20 protein-coding genes are annotated in these 26669 nt (G+C 64.7%); 11 read left to right on the top strand and 9 right to left on the bottom strand.

The annotated features are described in order from the left end of the window. Positions 1–70: 70 nt before the first annotated feature. Complete coding sequence (gene polA, locus BMX67_RS02585) at positions 71–2875, top strand: DNA polymerase I (protein WP_090732306.1); 2805 nt, start codon at positions 71–73, stop codon at positions 2873–2875. 52 nt (positions 2876–2927) lie between these two features. On the opposite strand, the gene hemN is transcribed toward polA, so the two are convergent. Then, positions 2928–4280 (bottom strand): oxygen-independent coproporphyrinogen III oxidase, encoded by a 1353-nt coding sequence (gene hemN, locus BMX67_RS02580; RefSeq protein ID WP_090732305.1) that lies wholly within the window; start codon positions 4278–4280, stop codon positions 2928–2930. A 20-nt stretch (positions 4281–4300) separates the two neighbouring features. Between hemN and fnrL the strand changes: the two genes are divergently transcribed. Next, positions 4301–5074: a transcriptional regulator FnrL gene (gene fnrL, locus BMX67_RS02575; protein ID WP_090732304.1), complete on the top strand. Its 774-nt coding sequence runs from the start codon at positions 4301–4303 to the stop codon at positions 5072–5074. A gap of 16 nt (positions 5075–5090) precedes the next feature. Here fnrL and BMX67_RS02570 read toward each other — a convergent pair whose 3' ends face one another. Continuing rightward, the gene (locus BMX67_RS02570; RefSeq protein WP_090732302.1) at positions 5091–5930 is read right to left on the bottom strand and encodes a universal stress protein; all 840 of its coding nucleotides are present in this window, start codon (positions 5928–5930) and stop codon (positions 5091–5093) included. A gap of 194 nt (positions 5931–6124) precedes the next feature. Between BMX67_RS02570 and ccoN the strand changes: the two genes are divergently transcribed. Genes ccoN through ccoP form a run of 4 tightly spaced genes read left to right on the top strand, consistent with a single transcriptional unit; the run spans position 6125 to position 9701 of the window. Then, positions 6125–7729, top strand: a complete 1605-nt coding sequence (ccoN, locus tag BMX67_RS02565; protein WP_090732301.1) for a cytochrome-c oxidase, cbb3-type subunit I — start codon at positions 6125–6127, stop codon at positions 7727–7729. A gap of 13 nt (positions 7730–7742) precedes the next feature. Next, the gene (gene ccoO / locus BMX67_RS02560; protein ID WP_090732299.1) at positions 7743–8468 is read left to right on the top strand and encodes a cytochrome-c oxidase, cbb3-type subunit II; all 726 of its coding nucleotides are present in this window, start codon (positions 7743–7745) and stop codon (positions 8466–8468) included. Positions 8469–8478: 10 nt separating this feature from the next. After that, positions 8479–8682: a cbb3-type cytochrome c oxidase subunit 3 gene (locus BMX67_RS02555; protein ID WP_090732298.1), complete on the top strand. Its 204-nt coding sequence runs from the start codon at positions 8479–8481 to the stop codon at positions 8680–8682. Further along, positions 8682–9701, top strand: a complete 1020-nt coding sequence (gene ccoP / locus BMX67_RS02550) for a cytochrome-c oxidase, cbb3-type subunit III (protein WP_090732296.1) — start codon at positions 8682–8684, stop codon at positions 9699–9701. Before BMX67_RS02555 ends, ccoP begins: the two co-directional genes overlap by 1 nt. A gap of 188 nt (positions 9702–9889) precedes the next feature. On the opposite strand, the gene miaB is transcribed toward ccoP, so the two are convergent. Further along, positions 9890–11221: a tRNA (N6-isopentenyl adenosine(37)-C2)-methylthiotransferase MiaB gene (gene miaB, locus BMX67_RS02545; protein ID WP_090732295.1), complete on the bottom strand. Its 1332-nt coding sequence runs from the start codon at positions 11219–11221 to the stop codon at positions 9890–9892. 62 nt (positions 11222–11283) lie between these two features. On the opposite strand from miaB, the gene BMX67_RS02540 reads away from it, so the two are divergent. After that, positions 11284–11616 carry a TfoX/Sxy family DNA transformation protein gene (locus BMX67_RS02540; protein WP_090732293.1) on the top strand — a complete coding sequence of 111 codons (333 nt, stop codon included), beginning with the start codon at positions 11284–11286 and terminating at the stop codon, positions 11614–11616. On the opposite strand, the gene BMX67_RS02535 is transcribed toward BMX67_RS02540, so the two are convergent. Further along, on the bottom strand, positions 11613–12065 hold the full coding sequence (locus BMX67_RS02535; RefSeq protein ID WP_090732292.1) for a DUF2380 domain-containing protein: 453 nt from the start codon (positions 12063–12065) through the stop codon (positions 11613–11615). The genes BMX67_RS02540 and BMX67_RS02535 overlap by 4 nt on opposite strands. Positions 12066–12131: 66 nt before the next feature. Continuing rightward, on the bottom strand, positions 12132–14315 hold the full coding sequence (locus tag BMX67_RS02530) for a ComEC/Rec2 family competence protein (RefSeq protein WP_090732290.1): 2184 nt from the start codon (positions 14313–14315) through the stop codon (positions 12132–12134). A 115-nt stretch (positions 14316–14430) separates the two neighbouring features. Here BMX67_RS02530 and gltX point away from each other — a divergent pair, with 115 nt between their 5' ends. The 3 genes from gltX (at position 14431) to BMX67_RS02515 (ending at position 17935) form a co-directional block, all read left to right on the top strand. Continuing rightward, complete coding sequence (gltX, locus tag BMX67_RS02525; RefSeq protein WP_090732288.1) at positions 14431–15825, top strand: glutamate--tRNA ligase; 1395 nt, start codon at positions 14431–14433, stop codon at positions 15823–15825. 73 nt (positions 15826–15898) lie between these two features. Further along, positions 15899–17191: a citrate synthase gene (gene gltA, locus BMX67_RS02520; protein WP_090732287.1), complete on the top strand. Its 1293-nt coding sequence runs from the start codon at positions 15899–15901 to the stop codon at positions 17189–17191. Positions 17192–17281: 90 nt separating this feature from the next. After that, positions 17282–17935 (top strand): SDR family NAD(P)-dependent oxidoreductase, encoded by a 654-nt coding sequence (locus BMX67_RS02515; protein WP_090732285.1) that lies wholly within the window; start codon positions 17282–17284, stop codon positions 17933–17935. Between the two features lie 102 nt (positions 17936–18037). Here the strand turns inward: BMX67_RS02515 and BMX67_RS02510 are convergent, their stop codons facing one another. Further along, entirely contained in the window at positions 18038–19834 is a 1797-nt protein-coding gene (locus BMX67_RS02510; RefSeq protein ID WP_245739121.1) for an aminopeptidase P family protein, read from the bottom strand. Beyond that, complete coding sequence (locus tag BMX67_RS02505; protein WP_090732284.1) at positions 19831–20523, bottom strand: metal-dependent hydrolase; 693 nt, start codon at positions 20521–20523, stop codon at positions 19831–19833. Before BMX67_RS02505 ends, BMX67_RS02510 begins: the two co-directional genes overlap by 4 nt. A 128-nt stretch (positions 20524–20651) precedes the next feature. Between BMX67_RS02505 and BMX67_RS02500 the strand changes: the two genes are divergently transcribed. Continuing rightward, the gene (locus tag BMX67_RS02500) at positions 20652–23033 is read left to right on the top strand and encodes an ATP-dependent helicase (RefSeq protein WP_090732282.1); all 2382 of its coding nucleotides are present in this window, start codon (positions 20652–20654) and stop codon (positions 23031–23033) included. Here the strand turns inward: BMX67_RS02500 and BMX67_RS02495 are convergent, their stop codons facing one another. Next, complete coding sequence (locus tag BMX67_RS02495) at positions 23034–25172, bottom strand: hypothetical protein (protein WP_090732281.1); 2139 nt, start codon at positions 25170–25172, stop codon at positions 23034–23036. An 88-nt stretch (positions 25173–25260) separates the two neighbouring features. Further along, on the bottom strand, positions 25261–26523 hold the full coding sequence (locus BMX67_RS02490) for an acetylornithine deacetylase/succinyl-diaminopimelate desuccinylase family protein (RefSeq protein WP_090732279.1): 1263 nt from the start codon (positions 26521–26523) through the stop codon (positions 25261–25263). Between the last annotated feature and the right edge of the window lie 146 nt (positions 26524–26669).

Here is a 26669-nt window from a genome sequence, read left to right as displayed (position 1 = left end):
CTGATCACTGGCAGACCGCGCCCGATCATGTCAAAACGCGGCTGGCTGCTGCAAGATGAAGGAGGCTGACATGAGCGAGGGATTCGGCAAGGGATGCCATCTGCATCTGATCGACGGGTCGGCCTTTATCTTTCGGGCCTATCACGCGCTGCCGCCGCTGACCCGCAAATCCGACGGGCTGCCGGTCGGGGCTGTTGCCGGGTTCTGCAACATGCTGTGGAAATATGTCAGCGACGAGCATGGCAGCGCCGCCCCGACCCATGCCGCCGTGATCTTCGACCATTCCTCGAAGACGTTCCGCAACGAGATCTATGATCTTTACAAGGCCAACCGCCCCGAGCCGCCCGAGGATCTGCGCCCGCAATTTCCGCTGACCCGCGATGCGACCCGCGCCTTCAACATCGCCTGCATCGAGATCGAGGGCTATGAGGCCGATGACATCATCGCCACGCTGTCCTGCCAGGCCCGCGAGGCCGGAGGATCGGCCACCATCATCAGCAGCGACAAGGACCTGATGCAGCTGGTCGGCGATGGCGTCGACATGCTGGACCCGATCAAGGGCAAGCTGATCGGCCCCGAAGAGGTGCGCGAAAAATTCGGCGTCGGCCCGGATCGCGTGGTCGATGTGCAGGCGCTTGCCGGCGATTCGGTCGACAATGTGCCGGGCGCGCCGGGTATCGGCATCAAGACCGCCGCGCAGCTGATCAACGATTACGGGGATCTGGACACGCTGTTGGCGCGCGCAGCAGAGATCAAGCAGCCCAAGCGCCGCCAGACGCTGATCGACCATGCCGACCAGATCCGGATCTCGAAGCGGCTGGTCGAGCTGGATTGCAAGACGCCACTTGATTTCACGCTGCAAAGCCTTGAGGTGCGCGACCCCGACGCCGAGACGTTGCTGGGCTTCCTGACCGAGATGGAGTTCCGGACCCTGACCACGCGCGTGGCCGACCGTCTGGGTGCCGAGGCCCCGGCCGTCACCGCCGCGCCCGCATCCGAAGCCCCGGCCGCGCCCGATCAGCCGCAGTTCGACAGCGCCAGCTATCAGACGGTGCGCGATATCGAGACGCTGGATCAGTGGATCGCCGCGATCCGCGAGACGGGCCATGTCGCCATCGATACCGAGACCACCGGGCTGGACGACATGCGTGCCGATCCGGTGGGCATCTGTCTGGCGACCGCGCCCGGCACGGCCTGCTATATCCCCTTTGGCCATGTCGAGGGCGAGGCGGGCGACGGGTTGTTCGCCACCGCGCCCAGCCTTGCGCCGGATCAGCTGACGCAGGATCAGGTGCTGTCGGCGCTGAAACCCGTGCTGGAGGATCCGTCGATCCTGAAAATCGGGCAGAACCTGAAATACGACTGGAAGATCCTTGCCCGTCAGGGCATCCGCATGGCCCCGCTGGCCGATACGATGCTGATGTCCTACGCGTTGAATGCGGGCACCCATAATCACGGAATGGACGAACTGGCCGAGCGGTATCTGGGCCATAAATGCATCCCGATCAAAGAACTGATCGGATCGGGCAAGTCGCAGATCACCTTCGCGCAGGTGCCGATCGACAAGGCCACGCCTTATGCCGCCGAGGATGCCGATGTCACGCTGCGCCTGTGGCAGCATTTCGCGCCGATGATGCCGGTGGAAAAGGTCAGTACCGTCTATGAAACGCTGGAACGCCCGATGGTGCCCGTTCTGGCCGACATGGAGATGGCGGGCATTCGTGTCGATGGTGGCCATCTGGGTCGGATGTCGAACGCCTTTGCCCAGAAGATGGCGCAGCTGGAGGACGAGATCCACGAGCTTGCCGGCGAGAAATTCAATGTCGGCAGCCCCAAGCAGCTGGGCGAGATCCTGTTCGGCAAGCTGGGCATGGAGGGGGGCAAGCAAGGCAAGACCGGGGCCTATTCGACCAGCGCCGACGTGTTGGAGGATCTGGCCGTCAGCCATGACCTGCCCGCCCGCGTTCTGGACTGGCGCCAGATCAGCAAACTGAAATCGACCTATACCGACGCGTTGCAGGGTCACGTGAACCCCGATACCGGGCGCGTCCATACCAGCTATTCCATCGCGGGGGCGCAGACCGGGCGTCTGGCCTCGACCGAGCCGAACCTGCAGAACATCCCGGTGCGCAGCGAGGAAGGCCGCCGTATCCGCGAGGCATTCGTGGCGACCGAGGGGTATCGGCTGGTCAGTCTGGATTACAGCCAGATCGAATTGCGGATCCTGGCGCATGTCGCGGATATTCCGGCGCTGAAACAGGCGTTTCGCGACGGGATCGACATTCACGCCATGACTGCCAGCCAGATGTTCAATGTCCCGGTCGAGGGGATGGACCCGATGATCCGGCGTCAGGCCAAGGCGATCAATTTCGGCGTGATCTATGGCATCTCGGGTTTTGGCCTGTCGCGCAACCTGCGGATTCCGCGGGCCGAGGCGCAGGATTTCATCAACACCTATTTCGAACGCTTCCCCGAAATCCGTGCCTATATGGACAAGACGGTCGAGGATGCCAAACGCGACGGTTTCGTCACCACGCTGTTCGGGCGGCGGATCAACACCCCCGGCATCAATCAGTCCGGTCCGGCGGCCGGGGGCGCGCGCCGTGCCGCCATCAACGCGCCGATCCAGGGTGCGGCGGCCGATATCATCCGCCGCGCGATGATCCGCATGCCTGCCGCGATCCGCGATCTGCCGGCGCGGATGCTGCTGCAGGTCCATGACGAACTGGTCTTCGAGGTCGAGGAAAGCGCCGTCGACGACCTGATCGCCGCCGCGCGGCAGGTGATGGAGGGCGCGGCCGAACCCGCGATCAAGCTGTCGGTGCCGCTGATCGTCGATGCCGGCGCGGGGATGAACTGGGCCGAGGCGCATTGATCCGCGCCCCATCGCCCCGCCGGCACATCGCCCGCTGCCCGATCACCCGCTGTCAGACGGCGGGCGAATGACCGGTCGGGGCACAGGCATAGGCATCCAGCGCATTTGCGATCATCCGGGTCAGCGGTCGGCCCGTTTCGGTGATGCGCAGGCCTGACGGCCCCACCTGAACCGCCTCGCCGAACCGGGCCGCGATCGGTGCGAACAGCGCTTTCAGATCGGCTGCTGTCATGCCGTGGTCCAGCACGAATTCCAGCGCGTCGATTTCAAAGTCGCACATCAGCGCCTCGATCATGCGACCGCGCCAATGATCTTCGGCGGTGAAGGCATGTCCGCGCGCATGGGGCAGCCGCCCGTCGCGGATGGCGGCGGTATAGGCCTGCGTGGCCGGGGCGTTCTGGACATATCCTTGCGGCAGCCGGGCAATCGACGAGGCGCCCAGACCCAGCAGGATCTGTGCCTGATCGTCGGTATAGCCCTGAAAGTTGCGGCGCAGCCGTCCTGCCCGCGCCGCAACCGCCAGCCGGTCATCGGGGCGGGCGAAATGGTCGATGCCGATCTGGTCGAAACCGTCGGCCTGAAACAGCGCGCGGGCGGTGTCGAACAGGTCAAGCCGCGCCTCGTTTCCCGGCAGCGCGTCGTCGGGGATCATCACCTGCCGCTTGGACATCCAGGGCACATGGGCATAGCCGTAAAGCGCGACGCGATCGGGCGACAGGGCCAGCAGCTTTTGCACGGTATCGGACATGCGCGCCGGGGTCTGATGCGGCAATCCGTAAAGGATGTCGGCATTCAGGCTGGCGATGCCGTGATCGCGGATCAGCCGCACGGCCTCGGCGGTGGCCTGAAAACCTTGTTCGCGGCCGATGGCCTGCTGGATCAGCGGGTCGAAGTCCTGCACCCCGATCGAGGCGCGGGTCATGCCCGCCCGCGCCAGCGCCCGCATCCGCGCCGCATCGATTTCGGACGGGTCGATCTCAACCGAGAATTCGCCGTCATGGCACAGCGGAAAGGCGTCCATGATCGCCCCCGCCAGCCGCGCGATCATCTGCGGGTCCAGCAGGGTCGGGGTGCCGCCGCCCCAATGCAGCCGCGACAGGGTGACGCCCTGCGGCAGCGCGTCGCGCAGCAGCTCAAGTTCGGCCAACAGCGTCTGCACATAGCCCGCGACCGGCGACATCGTCGATGTCCCCTGCGTCCGGCAGGCGCAGAACCAGCACAATCTGCGACAGAAGGGCACATGCACATAAAGCGAAATCTGTGCCCCTTGGGGCACGGCCCGCAGCCACGCGTGCGGCAGGTCGGGCGCCAGCCCCTTGAACTGCGTCGCGGGGGGATAGCTGGTGTAGCGAGGCACACGGGCGTCGAATAGACCAAGCTGACGAAGTTGTGTAAGATTCTTCATGCGAACAGATATGAGGCACCATGGATACGCCGTCATTGACCCAGATCAACCAGCCCGGGGCCCATCGGAAGGTTGATATTCGCTGCGATGAATGCCCGATCCGCTATCGCGCGGTCTGTGCGCATTGCGAGGGCGACTCGCTTGATGCGCTTGAAGACATGAAATTCTATCGCAGCTATGAGCCGGGGCAGCGGATCGTCTGGGAAGGCGATACGCTGGATTTCGTGGGCTCGGTCGTGTCGGGCGTCGCCTCGCTGACCCAGACGATGGAAGACGGGCGCACGCAGATGGTCGGCCTGCTGCTGCCAAGCGATTTTCTGGGCCGTCCGGGGCGCAGTGTTGCCGCCTTCAGCGCGGTGGCGATGGGTCATGTGACGCTGTGCTGTTTTCGCCGCAAACCCTTCGAAGAGATGATGCGCACGACCCCGCAGATCGCCAATCGCCTGCTGGAAATGACGCTGGACGAACTGGATGCGGCACGGGAATGGATGCTGTTGCTGGGCCGCAAATCCGCGCGCGAGAAGATCGCGTCCTTCCTGACCATCCTGGCCCGGCGCGAAGCCGCCCTGCAGCGCCGCAAGCCCGGCGACCGGATGCAGGTCGAACTGCCGCTAAGCCGCGAGGCGATGGCCGATTATCTGGGGCTGACGCTGGAAACCGTCAGCCGACAGGTGAATGCGCTGAAACGCGAAGGCGTCATCGAATTTCAGGGCAAGCGCGGCGTCGTGCTGACCGATTTCGCCCGGCTGGTCGAGGAATCGGGCGATGATGCGGATGGCGGCTGGATCAGCTGACCCAGCCGCGCCCGGATCAGCGGGCCATCAGGACCGGCACCTTGGCCTTTTCCAGCATGTTGCGCGTGGCCCCGCCCAGGATCGCCTCGCGAAAGCGGGAATGGCCGTAAGCCCCCATCACGATCAGATCTGCGTCGATCTCGACCGCGCGGCGGTTCAGTTCGTCGCTGATCGTCGGCGCGGTGCGCGACAGAACCGCGATTTCCGCCCTGACGCCGTGGCGCGTCAGCATCTGCGTCAGGGCGCCGCCGGGATCTGACCGCTCGGGACCGCCGCGACCGGGATCGATCACCGTCACCTCGACCTTGTCGGCGGCTTGCAGCAGTGGCAGGGCCTGACGGACGGCGGCCAAGGCCTCGTTCGACTGGTTCCAGGCGATGATCGCACGTCGCGGCGCCGAGGCCAGCCTGTCCTCTGGCGGCACGACCATGACGGGGCAACCGCCCTCGAACAGCGCGGCCTCGGTCACGGCTTCGGCGTCGGTGGGGGCGTCGGCACCATAGCAGCGCGCCAGAACCGTCAGATCGGAGAACCGCGCCCGCATCCCGACAAGCCCCGAAAGCCCGCCAATCTGCGCGACCGCCGTTTCGACCGACCAGCGCAGATCCGCGGCCGAGGCCAGATGTTGGCGCACCAGCGATTCCAGCCCCTCGGCGTCCTGCATCGCGCTTTCGATGGATTCCTGAACCGTATAGGCCGTGCCGCCGGGAAAGTAATAGCCAGCCTGGCTGTGATCGATACCAAGGCACAGAATGGCAAGATGTCCGTCCTCGCGTGCGGCAAGGGCCGCGGCGGCATCGATCTGCGACATTTGCTGCTTGCTGGACAGGGCGGTGAAGATCGTCTTGTAGGCCATGACACTCTCCTTCGTGTTTTTTCCAGACTGCGCCGACAGGCGGGCGGCGTCCTTGATCGGGATCAAGCGGCGCCTTGATGCAGATCAAGGTTTTCGGAACCCGGCGATTCTATCTGTCACCTGACGCACCTCGCATTTCCGTGATTCGTCGCGATGCGGGGCCAGCTGCCGGAACGTAGGAACAGGGTTTAGCTATGTGGAATTATGTAAAGCTGATCTTGCTGGGCGCGGTTGCCCTGGCAGCAGCGATCGGGGCCAATCTGGCCCGCGACCCAGCTTATATGGTCAACGCGCTGACGATCATGTTCGTTGCCGCCGGGATGTTCATCTGGACCCTGCGCCGCATCGACGAGCCGGTCGTCGCCCCCGATACCGGCCAATACATGGATGACGTGGTGCGCGCCGGCGTGATCGCGACGACCTTTTGGGGGGTGGTGGGCTTTCTGGTCGGCGTGGTGATCGCCGCCCAGCTGGCCTTCCCGGTCCTGAATTTCAGCGAGCTGATGCACGGCTATACCAATTTCGGCAAGCTGCGCCCGCTGCATACCAGTGCGGTGATCTTTGCCTTTGGCGGCAACGCGCTGATCGCGACGTCTTTCTATGTGGTGCAGCGGACCTCGGCGGCGCGGCTGTGGGGCGGCAATGCCGCCTGGTTCGTGTTCTGGGGCTATCAGCTGTTCATCGTGCTGGCCGCCACCGGCTATCTGCTGGGCGCGACCCAGTCCAAGGAATATGCCGAACCGGAATGGTATGTGGATTGGTGGCTGACCGCCGTCTGGGTGGTCTATCTGGCCGTGTTCCTGGGCACGATCATCAAGCGCAAAGAGCCGCATATCTACGTGGCCAACTGGTTCTATCTGGCCTTCATCGTGACCATCGCGATGCTGCATGTGATCAACAACCTGTCGATGCCGGTCAGCATCTTCGGCAGCAAGTCGGTTCAGGTCTTTTCGGGCGTTCAGGATGCGATGGTGCAATGGTGGTACGGCCATAATGCCGTCGGCTTCTTTCTGACCGCGGGCTTTCTGGGGATGATGTACTACTTCATCCCCAAGCAGGCCGAGCGGCCGGTCTACAGCTACAAATTGTCGATCATCCATTTCTGGGCGCTGATCTTCCTGTATATCTGGGCGGGCCCGCATCACCTGCATCACACCGCGCTGCCCGACTGGGCCTCGACGCTGGGGATGGTGTTCTCGATCATGCTGTGGATGCCCAGCTGGGGTGGCATGATCAACGGCCTGATGACGCTGTCGGGGGCCTGGGACAAGCTGCGCACCGATCCGATCATCCGAATGATGGTGGTGGCCGTGGGCTTTTACGGCATGGCGACATTCGAAGGCCCGATGATGTCGATCAAGGCCGTCAACAGCCTGTCGCATTACACCGACTGGACCATCGGTCACGTGCATTCCGGTGCCCTTGGCTGGAACGGGATGATCACCTTCGGCGCGCTGTATTATCTGGTGCCGCGCCTGTGGGGTCGCGAAAGGCTGTACAGCCTGTCGCTGGTCAGCTGGCATTTCTGGTTGGCGACGATCGGGATCGTGCTTTACGCCGCCTCGATGTGGGTCACCGGCATCATGGAGGGCCTGATGTGGCGCGAGGTCGACAGCCAGGGCTTTCTGGTCAACGCCTTCGCCGACACCGTGTCCGCCAAATTCCCGATGTATGTGGTGCGTGCCCTTGGTGGCCTGATGTATCTGGCCGGCGGCCTGATCATGGCCTGGAACCTGTGGGCGACCGTCGCCCGTCAGCCCAAGGCCCATCCGACCGCCATTGCCGTCCCGGCCGAGTGAAGGATCCCAGATCATGTCCATTCTTGCCAAGCACAAGATCCTGGAAAAGAACGCCTCGCTTCTGCTGATCTTTTCCTTTCTCGTCGTGACCATCGGCGGCATCGTGCAGATCACGCCCCTGTTCTATCTTGAGAACACCATCGAAAAGGTCGAGGGCGTGCGCCCCTATACCCCGCTGGAACTGACCGGGCGCGACATCTATGTCCGCGAGGGGTGCTATGTCTGTCACAGCCAGATGATCCGCCCGATGCGCGATGAGGTCGAGCGCTATGGCCATTACAGCCTTGCCGCCGAATCCATGTACGACCATCCGTTCCAATGGGGCTCAAAGCGGACCGGGCCGGATCTTGCCCGCGTGGGCGGTCGCTATTCGGACGAATGGCATATCGACCACCTGCGCGATCCCCAATCGGTGGTGCCTGAATCGATCATGCCGAAATACGGGTTTCTGCTGGATCGCGTGATCGGGGCCGATCATGTCGGGCAGCGTCTGGAAACCGATGCGCTGGTCGGCGTGCCCTATTCCGAGGACATGATCGCCGCCGCGGCCCAGGATTTCCGTGCCCAGGCCGATCCGGATGCCGACGCCTCGGGGATGGAGGAACGCTATCCCGGCGCGCAACAGCGCAATTTCGACCGGCAGGCACAGCTGACCGAGATGGATGCGCTGATCGCCTATCTGCAGGTGCTGGGCACGATGGTCGATTTCTCGACCTTCCAGCCGGATCCGGCGCGGTAAGGGGGGCATCATGGAACGCTATAGTTTCCTGCGACAATTGGCGGATAGCTGGGTTCTGCTGGCCCTGACGCTGTTCTTTCTGGGCGTGATCCTGTTCGTTTTCCGCCCCGGCGCCCGCGCCCAGCAACGCGATGCGGCCGAAAGCATCTTCCGCAACGAAAAGCGCCCCGCACGCGACATTGCGGGCCATGCCGACAAGAAGGAGGGCCGGTGATGGCCGACAAGGACAAGCAGCCCGACGGCAAGGAGCCCATCGACCAGAATCGCGCGGCGGCAGATGCCGAACATGCCGCCAAGCTGGCCGGCGACATCCCCCCGCGTGCCGCGCCCGATCAGCCCGAGGCCCCCAGACATCGCCGCAAGGGCCGCCACGGCGTGAAGGTTCAGGCCGACGAGGTGCCCTCGACCGGGCATGAATGGGACGGGATCACCGAATATGACAACCCGATGCCGCGCTGGTGGTTGTGGACCTTCTATGTCACGATCGTCTGGGCGATCCTGTACATGCTGGCCTATCCCGCCGTGCCGCTGGTCAGCAGCGCGACCAAGGGGCTGATCGGCACCACCACCCGTGACAATGTCGCCGCCGAGATCGCGCGATTCGATCAGGCCAATGCCGATATTCAGGCGCGGCTGGCCTCGGTCGATCTGGACCAGATCCCGCAGGACCCCGAGTTGCAAAGCTATGCGACCAATGCCGGGGGGGCGCTGTTCCGCACCTGGTGTGCGCAATGCCACGGTTCGGGTGCGGCGGGGGCCAGGGGCTATCCCAACCTACTGGACAATGACTGGCTGTGGGGCGGCAGCTTGCAGGATATCCACCTGACGCTGCAACACGGTATCCGCGACCCGCAGGATGATGACACCCGCTATTCGGAAATGCCGCGTTTTGGCACCGATGGGCTGCTGGACCGCCAGCAGATCGATCAGGTGACGCATTACGTCCTGTCGCTGGCCGATCAGCCGCATGACGCGGGCAAGGCGGGCGCGGGGGCTGAAATCTTTGCCGACAACTGTGCCGCCTGTCACATGGAGGACGGAACCGGCGACCGGTCGCAGGGCGCGCCGAACCTGACCGATGCGGTCTGGCTGTACGGCAGCGATCCCGCCGCGCTGAACCGGATCATCACCGAAGGCCCTTATGGCGTGATGCCCGCCTGGTCCTCGCGCCTGTCCGAGGCCGAAATTCGCGCCGTCGCCACCTATGTTCACGGTCTGGGCGGGGGCGAATAGCCCGCCCGACCATTCCGGATCACGCCCTCGGGCGTGACCGCGACCACCCCCGTCCTGTTCGCGCGTTCCTTGGGGGTGGTCGCACGGTCATTCGCCACCGAAATGGCGACACGACCTTTCGCGCAGGCTGGACCGCGTGAAAGACAGCCGGCCCCCACCTGTTCGCGCGTTCCTTGGGGGCCGGCGGTTCAGATCAGCTCGCCGCGCAGCGAATTGGCCGCGCTTTCGACGATGCGCACCTGAACCAGATCGCCGATCTGCGCGTCCGGCGCTTCGACAAAGACCGAATGAAGATAATCCGACTTGCCGACCATCTGTCCCGGCAGTCGGCCCTGCTTTTCAAACAGGACGCCAAGGCTGCGGCCCACCATGCCTTCCTGGGCGGCCTTCTGCTGTCGGCTCAGCAATGCCTGCAATTCCTGCAGCCGGGCATCGGCGACCGCGCTGTCCACCTCGGGGCGGTCATAGGCGGGCGTTCCGGGGCGGGGCGAATATTTGAAGCTGAAGGCCGTGCCAAAGCCGACCTGTTCGATCAGGCGCAGCGTGTCGGCATGGTCCTGATCGGTCTCGCCGGGAAAGCCCACGATGAAATCGCTGGTCAGCAGGATGTCGGGGCGGGCGTCCTTGATGCGGTCGATCAGGCGCAGGTACTGGTCGGCCGTGTGCTTGCGGTTCATCGCCTTCAGGATGCGGTCGCTGCCCGATTGCACCGGCAGATGCAGATAGGGCATCAGCGCGGGAATGTCGCGATGCGCCGCGATCAGGTCGTCGGCCATGTCGTTGGGATGGCTGGTCGTGTAACGGATGCGGTCCAGCCCGTCGATTTCCGCGATGGCGCGGATCAGGCGGCCAAAGCCCCATTCGCGGCCATCCTCGCCCAGCCCGTGCCAGCCGTTGACGTTCTGGCCCAGCAGCGTGATTTCCCGCACGCCGCGGGCGACCAGATCGCGGGCCTCGCGCAGGATGCGTTCGACGGGGCGGCTGACCTCGGCGCCGCGGGTATAGGGCACGACGCAGAAGGCGCAGAACTTGTCGCAGCCTTCCTGCACGGTCAGGAAGGCCGCGGGCGCGCGGCGGGTGACCTTGCGTTCGGGCAGGTGGTCGAACTTGTCCTCTTCGGGGAACTCGGTCAGGATCTTCGGCGCCTCGCCGCGCAGCATCTGCGGCAGGCGGTGATAGGTCTGCGGACCCACGACCAGGTCGACCAGCGGCATCCGGCGCACGATCTCTTCGCCCTCGGCCTGCGCGACGCAGCCCGCGACGCCGATTTTCAGGTCGGGCTTTTCGGCCTTCAGCGGCTTGAGGCGGCCAAGATCGGAATACAGCTTTTCGGCGGCTTTCTCGCGGATATGGCAGGTATTCAGCAGAACCATGTCGGCATCCGACTGGTCCTCGGTCAGGACATAGCCCTCGGCGCCCATGGCCTCGGCCATGCGCTGGCTGTCATAGACGTTCATCTGACAGCCATAGGTCTTGATGAATAGCTTTTTCGCGGCCTTCTGGGTGGCGTCCTGAGTCATATCATGCTGTCCTTGGAATCCGCGCGCTGATACAGCAAATCACGCGCTTTGGGAAGGCAGGGATGACCAGCGATCTGACCGAGATCCGCAATATCGGCCCCGCGACCGCCCGTGCCCTGATCGGCGCAGGGGTGGCCGATGCCGCATATCTGCGCCGGATCGGCGCGCATGAGGCCTATCGCGCCCTGCTGGTCGCGGGCGAAAGCCCGCATTTCATCGGTTATTACGTGCTGTGCATGGCGGTGCAGGGACGTCCGTGGAACGATTGCAAGGGCGCGGAAAAGGCCGCGCTGCGCGTCCGCTTTGATGCGCTGGTGGCCGAGGTCAGGGGCCAGCCCCTGTCGGGGCTGGAGGCCGCGCTGGATGAAATCGGCGTGATCGCGCCGCGCGGTTAGCGTGGCGTCGTCAGCTGCCCCGCCAGAAACCGGGCGGCGCGTTCCCATGCCGCATCATTGTCGCCCCGGAAATTCAGGTTCCGGCTGTCGGCCCGGTCCGCCGATGTCAGATCGACGCGATTGGCAAAGACCTGCAGGATCAGCGTGCTGGTTTTCTGGATCACCACGAACACCGCCTGATCGGCACCTTGGTCGCGTGCCAGGGCCAGCAGGCATTCGGTTCGCTGTGGCTGACAGGTGTCCAGTGCCTGCGGGTCGATCAACCGGGCATCGGGCAGGTGGTCGGCCAAGACCTGCCCGAACAGCATCAGCCGCCGATCGTGATCGGCCCGCTGGTCGCGCGCCTCATGCGAAGTGTCCAGCAGCTTGACGGGAAACACCGCGATCCCTTCGGCCCATAGGGGCGCGGCGAGGCAGGCAAGGAAGGCGGCAAGGGACAGATGGCGCATGACGGACCTCTTGTTCGGCAGCCTAGGTCGCGCCGCCTGCAACACGCAATCGGCAAAAGGTCTGGATCAACGAAGGGTGCCGTTCACGGTTCGCAGGATCGGGCCTTCGGGGCCCATGTCCATCGCCACCGCGCCGGTGCGGCGCAGGGCCGCAAGATCAAGCAGCAGGCAATCGGTCGGCCCAGGCACCGCCAGTTTTTCGCTGACGATGACGACATGTCGCGGGCGGCAATGTGGCAGCGCGCGGTCGCCCGATCCTTTCCCGGTAAGGTGCCAGACGGTCCAGCCGTCGGGCAGGCGGGCATATCGGTCGCGTTTGTCCCCGCGCCATGCGGGCCGCGCGGCGGCCTGCATCTGCGTGGTGATGTCGCCATCCTCGGACAGCCATGTGCTGACGGTGAAGGATCCACCCGACGGCTTCGAGATGGCGCGCCCCGCAGGCGTCATCAGGCCCACGGCCTCGCCCTCGGGTGCGATCAGCAGCAAGGGGCGGCTGGCCGTCAGCCACAGTGCCGCCGCCGCCGCCAGCATCAGCCCGCCAAGGGCAAAGCCTGCCGCCAAAGGTGTCAGCCTGCGCGCGCCTGCCCCCTGCCGCCAGCACAGGATGCACAGGCAGGCGCCAAATCCCATCAGCGGCACAACCGCGCCGGGGGGCAGCGCGATACCGGTCACCGCACCGTTCAGCCCGGCCACGAATGCGGCCACGCGCAGCATCCATTCGGTCCCGATCCCCATGACCCATAGCGCGGGGCCCGCCAGCCCGATGGGGGCCAGCACCGCCGCGATGACGGCGGCGGGCATCACGAATGTCCCCATCACCGGCACCGCCAGCAAGTTTGCCAACAGGCCATATTGCGCCATGCGGTTGAAATGCGCGGCCGCGATGGGCGAGGTCGCCATCCCCGCCACGAAGGACGACACCAGCAGCATCGCCACCGGGCGGATCCACACCGGCAGATACGGGGCGATGCGCGACCACGGGCCATAGCTGAGGATCAGGGCGATGGTGGCGGCAAAGCTCATCTGAAATCCGGGCGAGGTCAGCGCCTCGGGGTTCAGGATCAGGATGATCGACGCCGCCAGCGCGACGGTGCGCAACGAGACCGCGCGCCGGTCGACGAGGATCGCGATCAGCATCACCGCGACCATGACGAAGGCGCGTTCGGTCGCGACGCCACCGCCTGACAGCCACAGATAGGCCGCCGAAGCCAGCAATGCGCCGATCGCGGCCTGCTTGTGGGTGGCGCGGCCCGACATCAGCCGCGCCGCCTGCGCGGCGATCAGCAGATAGCGCAGACCGGCATAGACAAACCCTGCCAGCATGCTCATGTGCAGGCCCGAAATCGAGACGATGTGATACAGGTTCGAGGCGCGCATCACCTCGTTCGTGGCTTCTTCGATGCCCGACCGGTCGCCCGTCGTCAGCGCCGAAGCCACCGCGCCGGCCTGTCCGCCGATGCGGGCCTGGATTTCGGCGCTGATCGCCATGCGGGCGCGATGAACGGTCCAGATCCCGGATTCGGGCGGCGAAACGGACATGACCGGCGTGCGCGAATAGCCGACCGCGCCCAATCCCTGAAACCACGCATACTGACGAAAATCGAAACTGCCCGGCGCCGCAGGGGCGGGCGGCGGTCCCAGATGCCCGGTCAGCATCACCCGCTGTCCCAGCGCGGGCAACCTGTCGTCCGCGCCTTCCATAAGTGACAGCCGCACCCGCGCGGGGGTCTTGTCGGGGGACAGATCGCGCAGCACCGGCTGATCCAGCGTCAGCCTGATCCGATCGCGCGATGAACGGTCGATCTCGACCAGCCGGCCTTCGACGGGGCCGTAATAGCGCCATTCAAGGACCGGCGCGGCGACCATCCGGTTGCGCAGATCGGCAAGCCCGAAGCCCACCACCATCAGCGACAGGCCCGCCGCCCCGACCCGCAAGCCGTCTGCCAGACCCCAGCCGATGCGCCCGCGTTCCGCCCAGGGCAGCGCCATCTGTGCCGCCACAAGCGACAGCAGCAGCAACCCTGCCAGCGCCGCCCAGGCTGCATCCGGCCATTGCCCCGGCCGGGTGAACCACACACCGATTCCCGCCGACAACAGTACCGGCACCCATGCAAACAGGCCCGCCCGACCGGCGGCGGCTGGCCGTGGCCTGCGGGTGCGCGTTGCCTGTGCCGACATGGAAAATCCGGGCGATGCGCCCCCGCCCGGCTGCGCCACGACATGCGACAGGGTGCCAGAGGGCGGCGGCATTCTTGTCCTTTCCACGGCGGTTCTCTATTTCTTGCCGCGAATGATGGCATTTGCGGCTTACCAAAGTGTTAATCCTGCAATGCCTCTGTCACGTAATTCGACCAAGAAGGCCGAGATGTCAGATACCCCCGTCGTCACCCGCTTTGCCCCTTCGCCCACCGGCTATCTGCATATCGGCGGGGCCCGGACTGCCCTGTTCAACTGGCTGTTCGCCCGCGCCAATGGCGGTCAGTTCCTGCTGCGGATCGAGGATACCGACCGCGCCCGATCAACCCCCGAGGCGACCGCCGCGATCCTGAAAGGGCTGGAATGGCTGGGCCTTGACTGGGATGGCGAACCGATCAGCCAGTTCGCCCGCAAGGACCGTCATGCCGAGATCGCCCGCGACATGCTGGCGGCGGGCCGTGCCTACAAGTGCTTTTCCACGACCGAGGAAATCGCCGCCTGGCGCGAGGCGAACCCGCGCGCGCCCTTCAAAAGCCCGTGGCGCGATGCGACCGATCTGCCCGATGCGCCCTATGCGATCCGTCTGAAGGCGCCGCAGACCGGCGAAACCGTCATCGAGGATCAGGTTCAGGGCGCGGTGCGCGTGGCCAATGATCAGCTGGACGACATGATCCTGCTGCGCAGCGACGGCACGCCGACCTATATGCTGGCGGTGGTGGTGGATGATCACGACATGGGCGTGACCCATGTGATTCGTGGCGACGATCACCTGACCAACACCGCCCGCCAGATCCAGATCTATGACGCGATGGGCTGGGATCGCCCGGTCTTTGCCCATATCCCGCTGATCCATGGCGAGGATGGCAAGAAGCTGTCCAAACGTCACGGCGCCGTCGGGCTGCACGAATTCGCCGCGCTTGGCTATCCGCCCGCGGCGATGCGCAACTATCTGGCCCGCCTTGGCTGGAGCCATGGCGACGACGAATTGTTCGATGACCAGCAGGCCCGCGACTGGTTCGGGCTGGACGGAATCGGTCGCGCGCCCGCGCGGCTGGATTTCAAGAAGCTGGAACATGTCAGCAGTTTCCATATTGGCCGGATGGAGGATGCTGCGCTGCTGCAGGCGCTGGCCGATTACCTTGCCGAAACCGGGTCAGAACCGCTGACGCAACGTCAGGAAGATCGGCTTGTTCCGGCGCTGCCCGCATTGAAGGAAAAGGCAAAAACGCTGCCTCAACTGCTGGAACAGGCGCGGTTTGCACTGATCGAGCGGCCTGTCGATGTCGACGAAAAGGCGGGCAAGGCACTGGATACGGTATCCCGTGGTATGCTGAAATCATTGACTGCCGCGGTGCAGAATGCTAGCTGGTCGCGAGACGAGCTGGAGCAGGCGGCCAAGATCGTGGCGGAGGAGAACGGCGTCGGACTTGGCAAGCTGGCAGGCCCCTTGCGGGCCGCTTTGGCCGGAAGGACCGCCACCCCCAGCGTGTTCGACATGATGACGGCGCTTGGCCGCGAGGAATCGCTGGCCCGGTTGCAGGATCAACTGGATTCGGCGGGCTGAGCCCCGCCCTTACTTGCCCGGGTCCGTCGCCCATTTCGGTGTCTGACCCGGCCTAGCCGGAAAGGACCTTTCAATGGCCGACGCGAAGGCAGCAAAACTGCTACTGGATGACAAGGAATTCGACCTGCCGGTGCTGTCCCCGACCCAAGGGCCGGACGTTCTGGATATTCGCAAGCTGTATGGTCAGGCAGGTGTCTTCACCTACGACCCCGGCTTCACCTCGACCGCAAGCTGTGATTCCACGATCACCTATATCGACGGCGACAAGGGCGAGCTGTGGTATCGCGGCTACCCGATCGAACAGCTGGCGGATCAGTCGCATTACCTGGAAGTCTGCTATCTGCTTCTTTACGGGGAACTGCCCTCGGCAGAGCAGCTGGCCGATTTCGAAAGCCGTGTGACCCGTCACACCATGGTGCATGAGCAGATGCACAACTTCTTCCGTGGTTTCCGTCGCGATGCGCATCCGATGGCGACCATGGTCGGCGTCGTGGGTGCGATGTCGGCGTTCTACCACGATTCGACCGATATCAGCGATCCGTGGCAGCGCGAGGTCGCCTCGATCCGGCTGATCGCGAAACTGCCGACCATCGCGGCGATGGCCTATAAATACTCGATCGGGCAGCCCTTCGTGTATCCCAACAACGAGTTGGACTATGCGTCGAACTTCCTGAACATGTGCTTTTCGGTTCCGGCCGAGAAATACAACGTCGATCCGGCGCTGGCCAAGGCGATGGACCGCATCTTTACCCTGCATGCGGATCACGAACAGAACGCCTCGACCTCGACCGTGCGTCTGGCAGGGTCGTCGGGGGCCAATCCCTTTGCCTGTATCGCCGCGGGCATTGCCTGCCTGTGGGGCCCGGCGCATGGCGGCGCCAACCAGGCGTGTCTGGAAATGCTGCGCCAGATTGGCAGCGTGGAAAACATCCCGGAATACATCGCCCGCGCCAAGGACAAGGACGATCCCTTCCGCCTGATGGGCTTTGGCCACCGCGTCTACAAGAACTTCGACCCGCGCGCGAAGGTCATGAAGGAATCGGCGGACGAGGTTCTGGATCTGCTGGGCATCCACGACAACCCGACGCTGCAGGTTGCCAAGGAGCTGGAGAAGATCGCGTTGGAGGACGACTACTTCGTTTCGAAGAAGCTGTATCCGAATGTCGATTTCTATTCGGGCATTATCCTGGAGGCGATGGGCTTCCCGACCTCGATGTTCACGCCGATCTTTGCGCTGTCGCGCACCGTCGGCTGGATTTCGCAGTGGAAGGAAATGATCGGCGATCCGCAGAACAAGATCGGCCGTCCGCGTCAGCTGTATGTCGGGTCGGAAAAGCGCGACTACGTATCCGTCGGCCAGCGCTGAGCGCGATGACAGATGATCAAGGGGCCTCTTCGGGGGCCCTTTTTTCGTGCAGACTTGCGCGCGCCGGGGCGCGGTGGCAATGGAGAACCCATGAGCGATACGACACAGAAACTGGCGCTGGTGACCGGCGCATCGCGCGGTCTGGGCGCCGCCATGGCCGAGGCGCTGGCGGTTCGGGGCTATCACGTGCTGGCGGTGGCGCGCACGGTGGGCGCACTGGAGGAACTGGACGACCGGATCCGCGCCGCGGGCGGCGCGGCCACGCTGGCGCCGATGGATGTGACCGAAGCCGGCGCGATGCAGCAGATGGCCGAGGCGATCGTCGAACGTTGGGGCGGGCTGGATTTCTGGGCGCATACGGCCGTTCACGCCGCCCCGCTGGCGCCCGCGCCGCATGTCGATGGCAAGGACTGGGCGAAATCGCTGTTGCTGAATGCCGAAGTGGTGCGCGGTTTGATTGCCCTGCTGGAGCCGGCTCTGCGGTTGCGGGGCGGCACGGCGATGTTCTTTGACGATGCGCGCGGCGGTCGGAAATTCTTTGGCGCCTATGGGGCCAGCAAGGCCGCGCAGATCGCACTTGCCCGCAGCTGGCAGGCCGAGAATGCCAGCACCGGCCCGAAGGTGGTCATTGCCGAGCCGCAGCCCATGCCGACGGCGGTTCGGGCGCGGTTCTTTCCGGGCGAGGATCGATCCGTGCTGACGCCCTGTCGCGATGAGGCCGAACGGCTGTTGCAGGATTATTGAAAGGGCGGCGCCGCGGAAGATCCGCGGCGCTGTTTGCGTCCCGCGATGGCGGGGGGCTGCCTGCCCCCCGCGCCCCCCGGGGATATTTGCCCAAGGCAAGCGTCAGAGCGGGCGTGTGGCCTGATCCAGCCAGTCCCGCGCGGCACCGGTCACCCATGGGCCAAGTGCGGCCCGAACCTGGGCGTGATAGGCGTCGAGCCAGTCGCGTTCGTCGCGCGCGAGGGCGTCGATATCGATGCAGCGCCGGTCGATGGGGCAGAGTGTCAGGGTTTCGAAGCCCAGCATGTCGCGGCCAGCCTCGGCAGGGGCGTCAGTTACCGCGACCAGATTCTCGATCCGGATGCCGAAGTCGCCTTCGCGGTAATAGCCGGGCTCGTTCGAGAGGATCATGCCGTTTTGCAGGGGCAGGTCGCTGACCCGGCTGATGCGGATCGGTCCCTCATGGACGCAAAGGGCCGCGCCGACGCCATGGCCGGTTCCGTGGTCGTAATCCAGCCCCTGTTGCCACAGAAACTGCCGCGCGACCGCATCCAGATGCGCGCCGGCCACGCCCTTTGGAAAGCGGGTCCGGCTGAGCGCGATCATGCCGCGCAGGACCGCGGTATACGGCCCGATGGCCTGTTCGGGCGCCGAGCCGAGGGGCAGGGTTCGCGTGATGTCGGTGGTGCCGTCGGGATATTGGCCGCCGCTGTCGATCAACAGCATCTGATCGCGGGCGAGGCGGCGGTTGGTGCCCTTGGTCACGCGGTAGTGGACGATGGCGCCATTCGGACCCGCGCCGCAGATCGTATCGAAGCTGATATCGGTGGCGCCCTGTTCGCGGCGGAATGTTTCCAGTTTCCGGACCACGTCGATTTCGGACAGGGTGGCGGGGTCCTGAGCGTCAAGCCATGACAGCAGGTTCACCATGGCCACGCCGTCGCGCAGATGGGCGTCGCGCATGCCTGCAAGCTCGGCCGGGTTCTTGCGGGCTTTGGGCAGGACGACCGGATCGCTGTCTTCGGCGATACCGGTGCCGGCCTGTTCCAGCAGGCGGAACGCGGCTTCGGGGGCCGAGCCGGGGTCGATGCGGACCGGGCCTTCCAGATCCAGCAGCGCCGGGGTCAGCCCGTTCGGGTGCAGCACGGTGACATCATCGCCCAGATGCGCGCGGGTGGCGGCATCAAATTTCTGCGGATCGCTGAACAGGGCGACGCGACCGTCATCCGACAGCACCGCAAAGCCTTGCAGAATCGGGTTCTTGGGGACATCGCTGCCCCGGATGTTCAGAAGCCACGAGATCGAGTCGGGCAGCGACAGGAAGGCGGCGGCCTGCCCGGCCTGTTTCAGTTCCGACGCGATGCGACCGCGTTTCGCCGCAGCGGTTTCGCCCGCCAGCGCATCGGGATGGATGCGCGCCGCGCCGACCGGTGGTGCCGGACGGTCCGTCCAGATCGCATCGACCGGATTGTCGGGCGTGGCGATCAGGCCGATGCCGCTGCCCAGCAGGCCGGCCTCCATCGCGCGGATTTCCTTGCGGGTGTGCAGCCAGGGATCGAACCCGGCGCGTCCGCCCGCGGGCAGCGCCTGCGCCAGCCAGTCCGAGGGACGGGTTTCGGGCCAGGGCACGGGGCTGAAATGCGCCAGATCGACCTGGGATTTCACCTGCACGCGATAGCGCCCGTCGATGAACACGCCCGCCCGATCAGCGGTGACGATGGCAAAACCCGCGCTGCCGGTAAAGCCGGTCAGCCAGGCCAGCCGCGCATCGGCATCGGCGACATATTCGCCCTGATGGGCGTCGGCACGCGGGATGATGAAGGCGTCCAGATCCAGCTGACGCATCCGGGCGCGCAGATCGGCAAGACGGGCGGCATGATTGTCGCCGCCCGCGGGGTCTTCGAAGGTCTGGAAGCTCACAGGTCGATGGCCTTCATCACTTGCGGTTCGATCACGTCGACACCCGGCAGACCGTCGATCAGCGGCTGGGCCGATTGTTCCAGCAGCGGGAAGGTCTTGTAATGGCAGGGGATCACGGTCTTGAAGTCGAAATATTTCCTGGCCGCGAAGGCCGCGCGACGCATGTCCATGGTGAAATGGCCACCCGCGCAAAGGATGCCGATATCGGGCTGATGGTATTCGCCCATCCAATCCATGTCGGCCATAATGTCGGTATCGCCGCTGACATAGATCACATGCCCTTCGCCCGCGATCATGTAGCCCGATTCATGGCCCGCATAGATCGGCCCGTCCGCCCCGTCGAGTGAACTGGAGTGGCTGGCATTCACCATCGTGACCTTGGCCCCGCCCAGATCGACCGTGCCGCCCTTGTTGAAGCCCATGCCGTCGATCCCCTGATGGGTGGCCCAGCTGTTGACCAGATCGAAGATGCCGACGACCGGGATCTTCAGTTCCTTGGCGATGGCCAGCGTATCGCCCGAGTGATCGCCATGACCGTGGGTCAGCAAGATATGGGTGGCCCCGCCGATCGCCTGGGCGCGTTGATCTTCGGGAAAGACCGGGTTCCCCGACAGCCACGGGTCGATCAGGATGACGGCATCTTCGATTTCAAGCCGGAAGCCGGAATGGCCAAGCCATGTCAGTTTCATCGCACTCTCCTGTTTTCGGTTTGCGGGCAGGGTAACGACAGGGCGCGGCGCTGACCAGTCGCAGATCGTGTCGAACATAAGGGGAACGCGGGCTTTCCTTGGCGCGGGCGAAGGCTTATGTTGGCGGGATGAACCTTGTGGACGATTCCGACGATTTCGATGGGCTGTCGCTGTCGCAACGCGCGATGGCGGCGCGACCGACGCCCTATCTGGACGGGCTGAACGCGGCACAGCGCGCGGCGGTCGAAACGCTGGACGGGCCGGTGCTGATGCTGGCGGGGGCGGGGACCGGCAAGACGCGGGCGCTGACCACGCGGATCGCGCATCTGCTGATGCAGGGCAGGGCGCGGCCGGGGCAGATCCTGGCGGTGACCTTTACCAACAAGGCCGCACGCGAGATGAAGGACCGCATCGCCCGCCTTCTGGGCGAGACGGTCGAAGGAATGCCCTGGCTGGGCACATTTCACAGCATCAGCGTCAAGATCCTGCGCCGTCACGCCGAACTGATCGGCAATGGGCAGCTGCATCTGAAGCCCAGCTTCACGATTCTGGATACCGACGATCAGATCCGGCTGTTGAAACAGCTGATCAAGGCCGAGAATCTGGATGAAAAGCGCTGGCCGGCGCGGCAGTTGGCGCATCTGATCGACGGCTGGAAGAACCGCTGCCTGACGCCCGGCAGGTTGCCCAAGGGCGAAGAGGCGACCTTCGATGGCTGGGGCGGGCGGCTGTATCAGGCCTATCAGGATCGTCTGCTGACGCTGAATGCGGTCGATTTCGGCGATCTGCTGATGCATTGCGTCACCCTGTTTCAGGCCCATCCCGATATCCTGAAGGGGTGGCAGGATCGGTTCCGCTATATTCTGGTGGATGAATATCAGGATACCAATGTCGCCCAATACATGTGGCTGCGGCTGTTGGCGCAGGCGCATCAGAACATCTGCTGCGTGGGCGATGACGACCAGTCGATCTATGGCTGGCGCGGCGCCGAGGTGGGCAACATCCTGCGGTTCGAAAAGGATTTTCCCGGTGCGCAGGTGATCCGGCTGGAACAGAATTACCGGTCCACCCCGGAAATCCTGTCGGCGGCGTCGGGCTTGATCGCGGCCAATTCCGGGCGGCTGGGCAAGACGCTGTGGACCGATGCCGAGGCGGGCGAAAAGGTGCGCCTGATCGGCCATTGGGACAGCGAGGCCGAGGCGCGCTGGATCGGCGAAGAGATCGAGGCGTTTCAGGGCGGCCATCGCGCGGCGCTGGGACCGGTCGGCTTGAACGACATGGCGATCCTTGTGCGCGCCTCGCACCAGATGCGGGCCTTCGAGGATCGTTTCATGACGATCGGTCTGCCTTACCGCGTCATCGGCGGCCCGCGTTTCTACGAGCGGCAGGAAATCCGCGATGCGATGGCCTATTTCCGTCTGGTCGTCAGCCCCGATGACGATCTGGCCTTTGAAAGGATCGTGAACACCCCAAAGCGCGGGCTGGGCGACAAGGCGATCCAGACCATCCAGTCCATTGCCCGCCAGAACGGTGTCGGGCTACTGGAAGGCGCGCGGATCGCGGTCGAGGACAAGCAGCTTGGCGGCAAGGGGCTGGCCAATCTGCGCGATTTCGTGAACGGGGTTGGGCGCTGGCACGTCGATGCCACGGACGACGCCATCAGCCATGTCGAACTGGCCGAACGGATTCTGGACGAATCCGGCTATACCGCGATGTGGCAGAACGACAAGTCGCCCGACGCCCCGGGACGTCTGGACAACCTGAAGGAACTGGTCAAGGCGCTTGAGGATTTCGACAATCTTCAGGGCTTTCTGGAACATGTCGCACTGGTCATGGATCGCGACAGCGACGAGACCGGCGAACAGGTCAGCATCATGACGCTGCACGCCGCGAAGGGGCTGGAATTTCCGGTGGTTTTTCTGCCGGGCTGGGAAGACGGGCTGTTTCCCAACCAGCGGGCGATGGATGAAAACGGCACCAAGGGTTTGGAAGAGGAACGCCGCCTTGCCTATGTCGGCATCACGCGTGCCGAACGTCTGGCGACGATCACCTTTGCGGGCAACCGGCGGCTTTACGGTCAGTGGCAAAGCTCGATGCCCTCACGCTTTATTGACGAATTGCCGCAGGACCAGATCGAGGTTCTGACCCCGCCGGGGCTGTATGGCGGCGGCTATGGCGCGGCGATGGCCTATGCCGGGGCCAATCCCGGCACGCAGATGCATGACCGCGCCTCGAAGGCCGATGTCTACAATTCGCCGGGGTGGAAGCGGATGCAGGCGCGGGCCAGCGAACGCAAGGCACCGGTGCATCGCGCCCCGATCACCATCGATGCCGCACCCGCCGCGAAATTCAGCGTGGGCGATCAGGTGACGCATGCGAAATTCGGTGAGGGTCAGATCATGGGGATCGCCGAAGATACCCTGACCGTGCAGTTCGCGACAGGGTTCAAGACGATCAAGGCCGCCTATGTCCAGCCGGTCGCGGGCGACGATCAGGACGTGCCGTTCTGATCAGCCGGGCCGTCCAAGGATCTGCTGCACCGCCTGCCAGACATGCCGGTCGGTCCAGTATCCGGTATGGCCTGCGGGCGGAACGCGGTGATTCTCGACCGGCGCGTCGGGCAGGGTGATCTGCGTGCCGACGAAATCGTCGCAGCGATAGATGTTGATCCAGCGCCGCAACCTGTGGCGCAGATCGGCCATCTCGAAGCCTCTGGTGAAATACTGGGCATAGATATGGGTCAGCGGCGATCCCAGCGTGACCAGATAGGTGGGCAGGGCGCCGAAATCACCCTCTTGCAGCGACTGGGCGGCGATGACGGTGCCTTGCGAATGGGCGATCACGATCAGCCGGTCATGGGGATATTGCTGCGACAGGTGGTCGTGAACGCGCCGGAACCGCGCCTTGATCCGTTGCCGCGCCGCATAGCTGCTGCGGCCTTCTGGCCCGGTTGGCGTATAGGCCAGCGTGCGCGCGGAATAGACGCTAATATCGCGCGCCACGCCAAGCGCGGCAGAAACGAAGGCCGAGCCGCGATAGGCCAGCACCCCGGCCACGCCGACAATGGTGATCGCCAGCGTGTTCTGACGATTGACCGTTTCGTGAAAGCTGTTCAACTGGCCCAGCAGCGTGTCTGTGTTCCACGGGTAATAGGCGATGCCCAGCAGTTGCAGCCCGGTGGTCACGGCCTGAAACGCACCGCCAAAGGCGATCCACAGCACCAGCAGCATCAGCAGCAGGTTCAGCACCGGGTTCAGGATCACCCGCCCGCACCAGACATCCAGCCAGCCGTCGGGATCCTGTGCCAGATGCTTGCGGTGACGCAGCCTGATCGCCAGCGGCACCGCGCCGATCACCACCAGACCGGCCAGTCCGAACACGATATAGGACATGGTGCTGATCGCCAGGTCCGAATAGTCGCCGTAGAGCTGCGTCAGCAGGCTTTGCCCGTCGGCCACACCGTCCAGCGTGCCGATCACCTCGGAGAACAGCGACCATAGCGCGGCCGAGAACAGCATCCACAGAAACAGCATCGCATTGCAGACCGGCAGATAGATGCGGTCGCGCTGACCCAGCACCCGCGTCAGGTGTCCCAGCGCGGTGACGCCCTGGGCGCGCAGCCTTCGGGCAGCCAGCGCGGCAAGGATGGCCAGCCCGGCCACCAGCAGCGCCATCCAGAACGGTCCCGGCGCCGATTGCAGCGCCAGGATCACCACCATCGGCAGGCCGATCGCGGCCAGCGCCCGCAGCGGCCCCATCTCGGTCGTGATCGAGGTGACGAAGATCGCCATCAGCACCGCGACCGAGACAAGCCACGTCACCGCCATGACCAGCACAAAGGCCCAGATCACCGCGGCGATGTTCTGATAGGCGGGGTTCCAGCAGGCGTTCAGCGCGACATCGTTGCAGGACATGCGATACAGCCAGTCCAGCCAGCCCGGCGGCGGGGCCTGGGGTGCCATGCGCAGCATCACACCGGTCAGAAAGGTGACAAGGCCCAGCCCGCCGATCCCGGCCATGAAGCTGCGTTCCAGATACGAGGCCTGCGGGCGGCGGATCCACAGGCGCCACAGCAGATGCGCCGCCAGGGCCACCGCGCCGATGATGGCGATCAGGCTGCTGTCGCGCAGCCCGTCCGGCCCCAGCGGCACCAGCAGGCTGTCGGTCAGCACCGCGAAAGAGCCAAGCAGCAACAGCGCGTTCATCGGCGCGATCAGCGCGTAGAAGATCCAGACGAACAGATGCACCAGAGACCGGATCAGCCGATGCGTCGGTGCCCGCCCCTGCGCGACATTGTCCAGCGCCAGATAGCCAAGCGTCAGCACGGTGCGCAGCAGGTCGAAACAGGTGGCGACCGCGCCGCGCGGGGCGGGCGACAGGTCCGACCAATAGACTTCGGCAGCCAGAATATCCTGATCCTGCGCAAAGCCGTTGCGATCATCGGCGCGGATGCAGGTCTGCCGGATGGTGCAGGGGAACAGGCGCAACTGGCGCGCGTCCGGCAGATCCTCGGCGATCATTTCGGTGCGGCTGTCGACGGGTCCGGACAGCCCCATCTCGCGGATCGCGCCCCCCGTCAGCGCATCGATCGTCTGCCCGGCAGATTGTTCGCCAATCCCATGAACCACCAGAACCAGGTTACGCTGCACGACCACACTCCGACAAATGCGCCGCAAAAGGGTAACACGGGATCGTGAATTTCGGCCCGGATTTATCGCGTGGGTTGCGCGGGGCGGCTTAGGTCAGCAGTTTTTCCAGCACCAGTGCCATCACCTTGGCGCTGTCGGACATGTCCTGCACGCCGACCCATTCGTCAGGCTGATGGGCAAGGTCCAGCACCCCCGGACCATAGGCGATGCAGTTTTTCAGCTTGCCGATGCGGTCGATATGTTTCTGGTCATAGGTGCCGGGGCTGACGACATAGCCCGCCTCGCGGCCAAGCACCTGCTGGATCGCATCGGCGGTGGTGGTCACGACCGGGGCGGATTTTTCGGTCATCGAGGGCACGACCTCGAACAGGTCGCGCACCTCGTAGCGGAAACTGGGCCGCTGTGCCTTGACCCGTTCCAGAAGGGCGGTGACCTCGGCCTTCACCTCGGCCAGATCCTCTTCGATCAGAAAGCGGCGGTCGATGACGATGCGCGCGCGGTCGGGCACGCAGGGCGCGGGCAGTCCGGTGTAGTCGGCCGCCTGTTCCGCCGCGCCGCCATGGATCGAGTTGATGTTCAGCGTCGAGGATCGCGCCCCTTCCGGGATCACCGGCATTTCGGTCCGCTTGCCGGCCAGCAGGGGCCACAGCGTCGCCTCCATCTCGGCCAGAACGGCGCCCATGTGGCGCACGGCGCAATCGCCCAGAAACGGCATCGACCCATGCGCGATCCGTCCCTGGGTTTCGATTTCGGCCCACCAGACCCCGCGATGGCCCAGACAGATCCGGTCCTTGTGCAGCGGTTCGGGGATGATCACGTGATCGACATGCGCAAAGGCGCCCTGATCGGCCAGATAGGCCACGCCGCCATAGCCGCCAGATTCCTCATCTGCGGTGGCGCTGATCTCGACCGTGCCGGCATGGTCGGGATAGGTCGCGACAAAGGCTTCGGCGGCAATGATGCTGGCGGCCAGCCCCCCCTTCATGTCGCAGGCCCCGCGGCCATAGATGCGGTCGCCGTCCAGTTCCCCGCCGAACGGGTCGCGGGTCCAGCCATGGCCGACCTCGACCACGTCATGATGGCTGTTGAAATGCACCGTCTCGCCACGGGTGGCGCCGCTGCGCCGCGCGACGATGTTCCAGCGGGGAAATTCTTCGCAATCGCCCGGCGCACCCTTGGCGCGCACCATGTCGCACCGCCAGCCCTGAGGGGCCATCCGTGCCTGAATGTATTCGCAGATATCAAGGTAGTGCCGCCCCGGCGGATTCAACGTCGGGATGCGAATCAGATCCTGTGTCAGCGTGATCAGCTGATCGCGGCGGTTGTCGACGGCATCCTTGAGACGTTCCATGGTGGCAGGCTAGGGGCGTTCGGGGGCCATGACAACGCAAATTCTGTCAGCTGTTTGACATCACGACTTTGTTCTTCGTGATTAACCTTCTACAGTATTCGCACCGCCATCTTTGTTTCCTGGGTATGTGTTCGGCGGGTGCGACC

This window comes from Paracoccus homiensis (assembly GCF_900111675.1).
Lineage (GTDB): Bacteria > Pseudomonadota > Alphaproteobacteria > Rhodobacterales > Rhodobacteraceae > Paracoccus > Paracoccus homiensis.
Note: the sequence above shows the minus strand (reverse complement) of the source record. Positions and strands in the feature narration are given on the sequence as shown.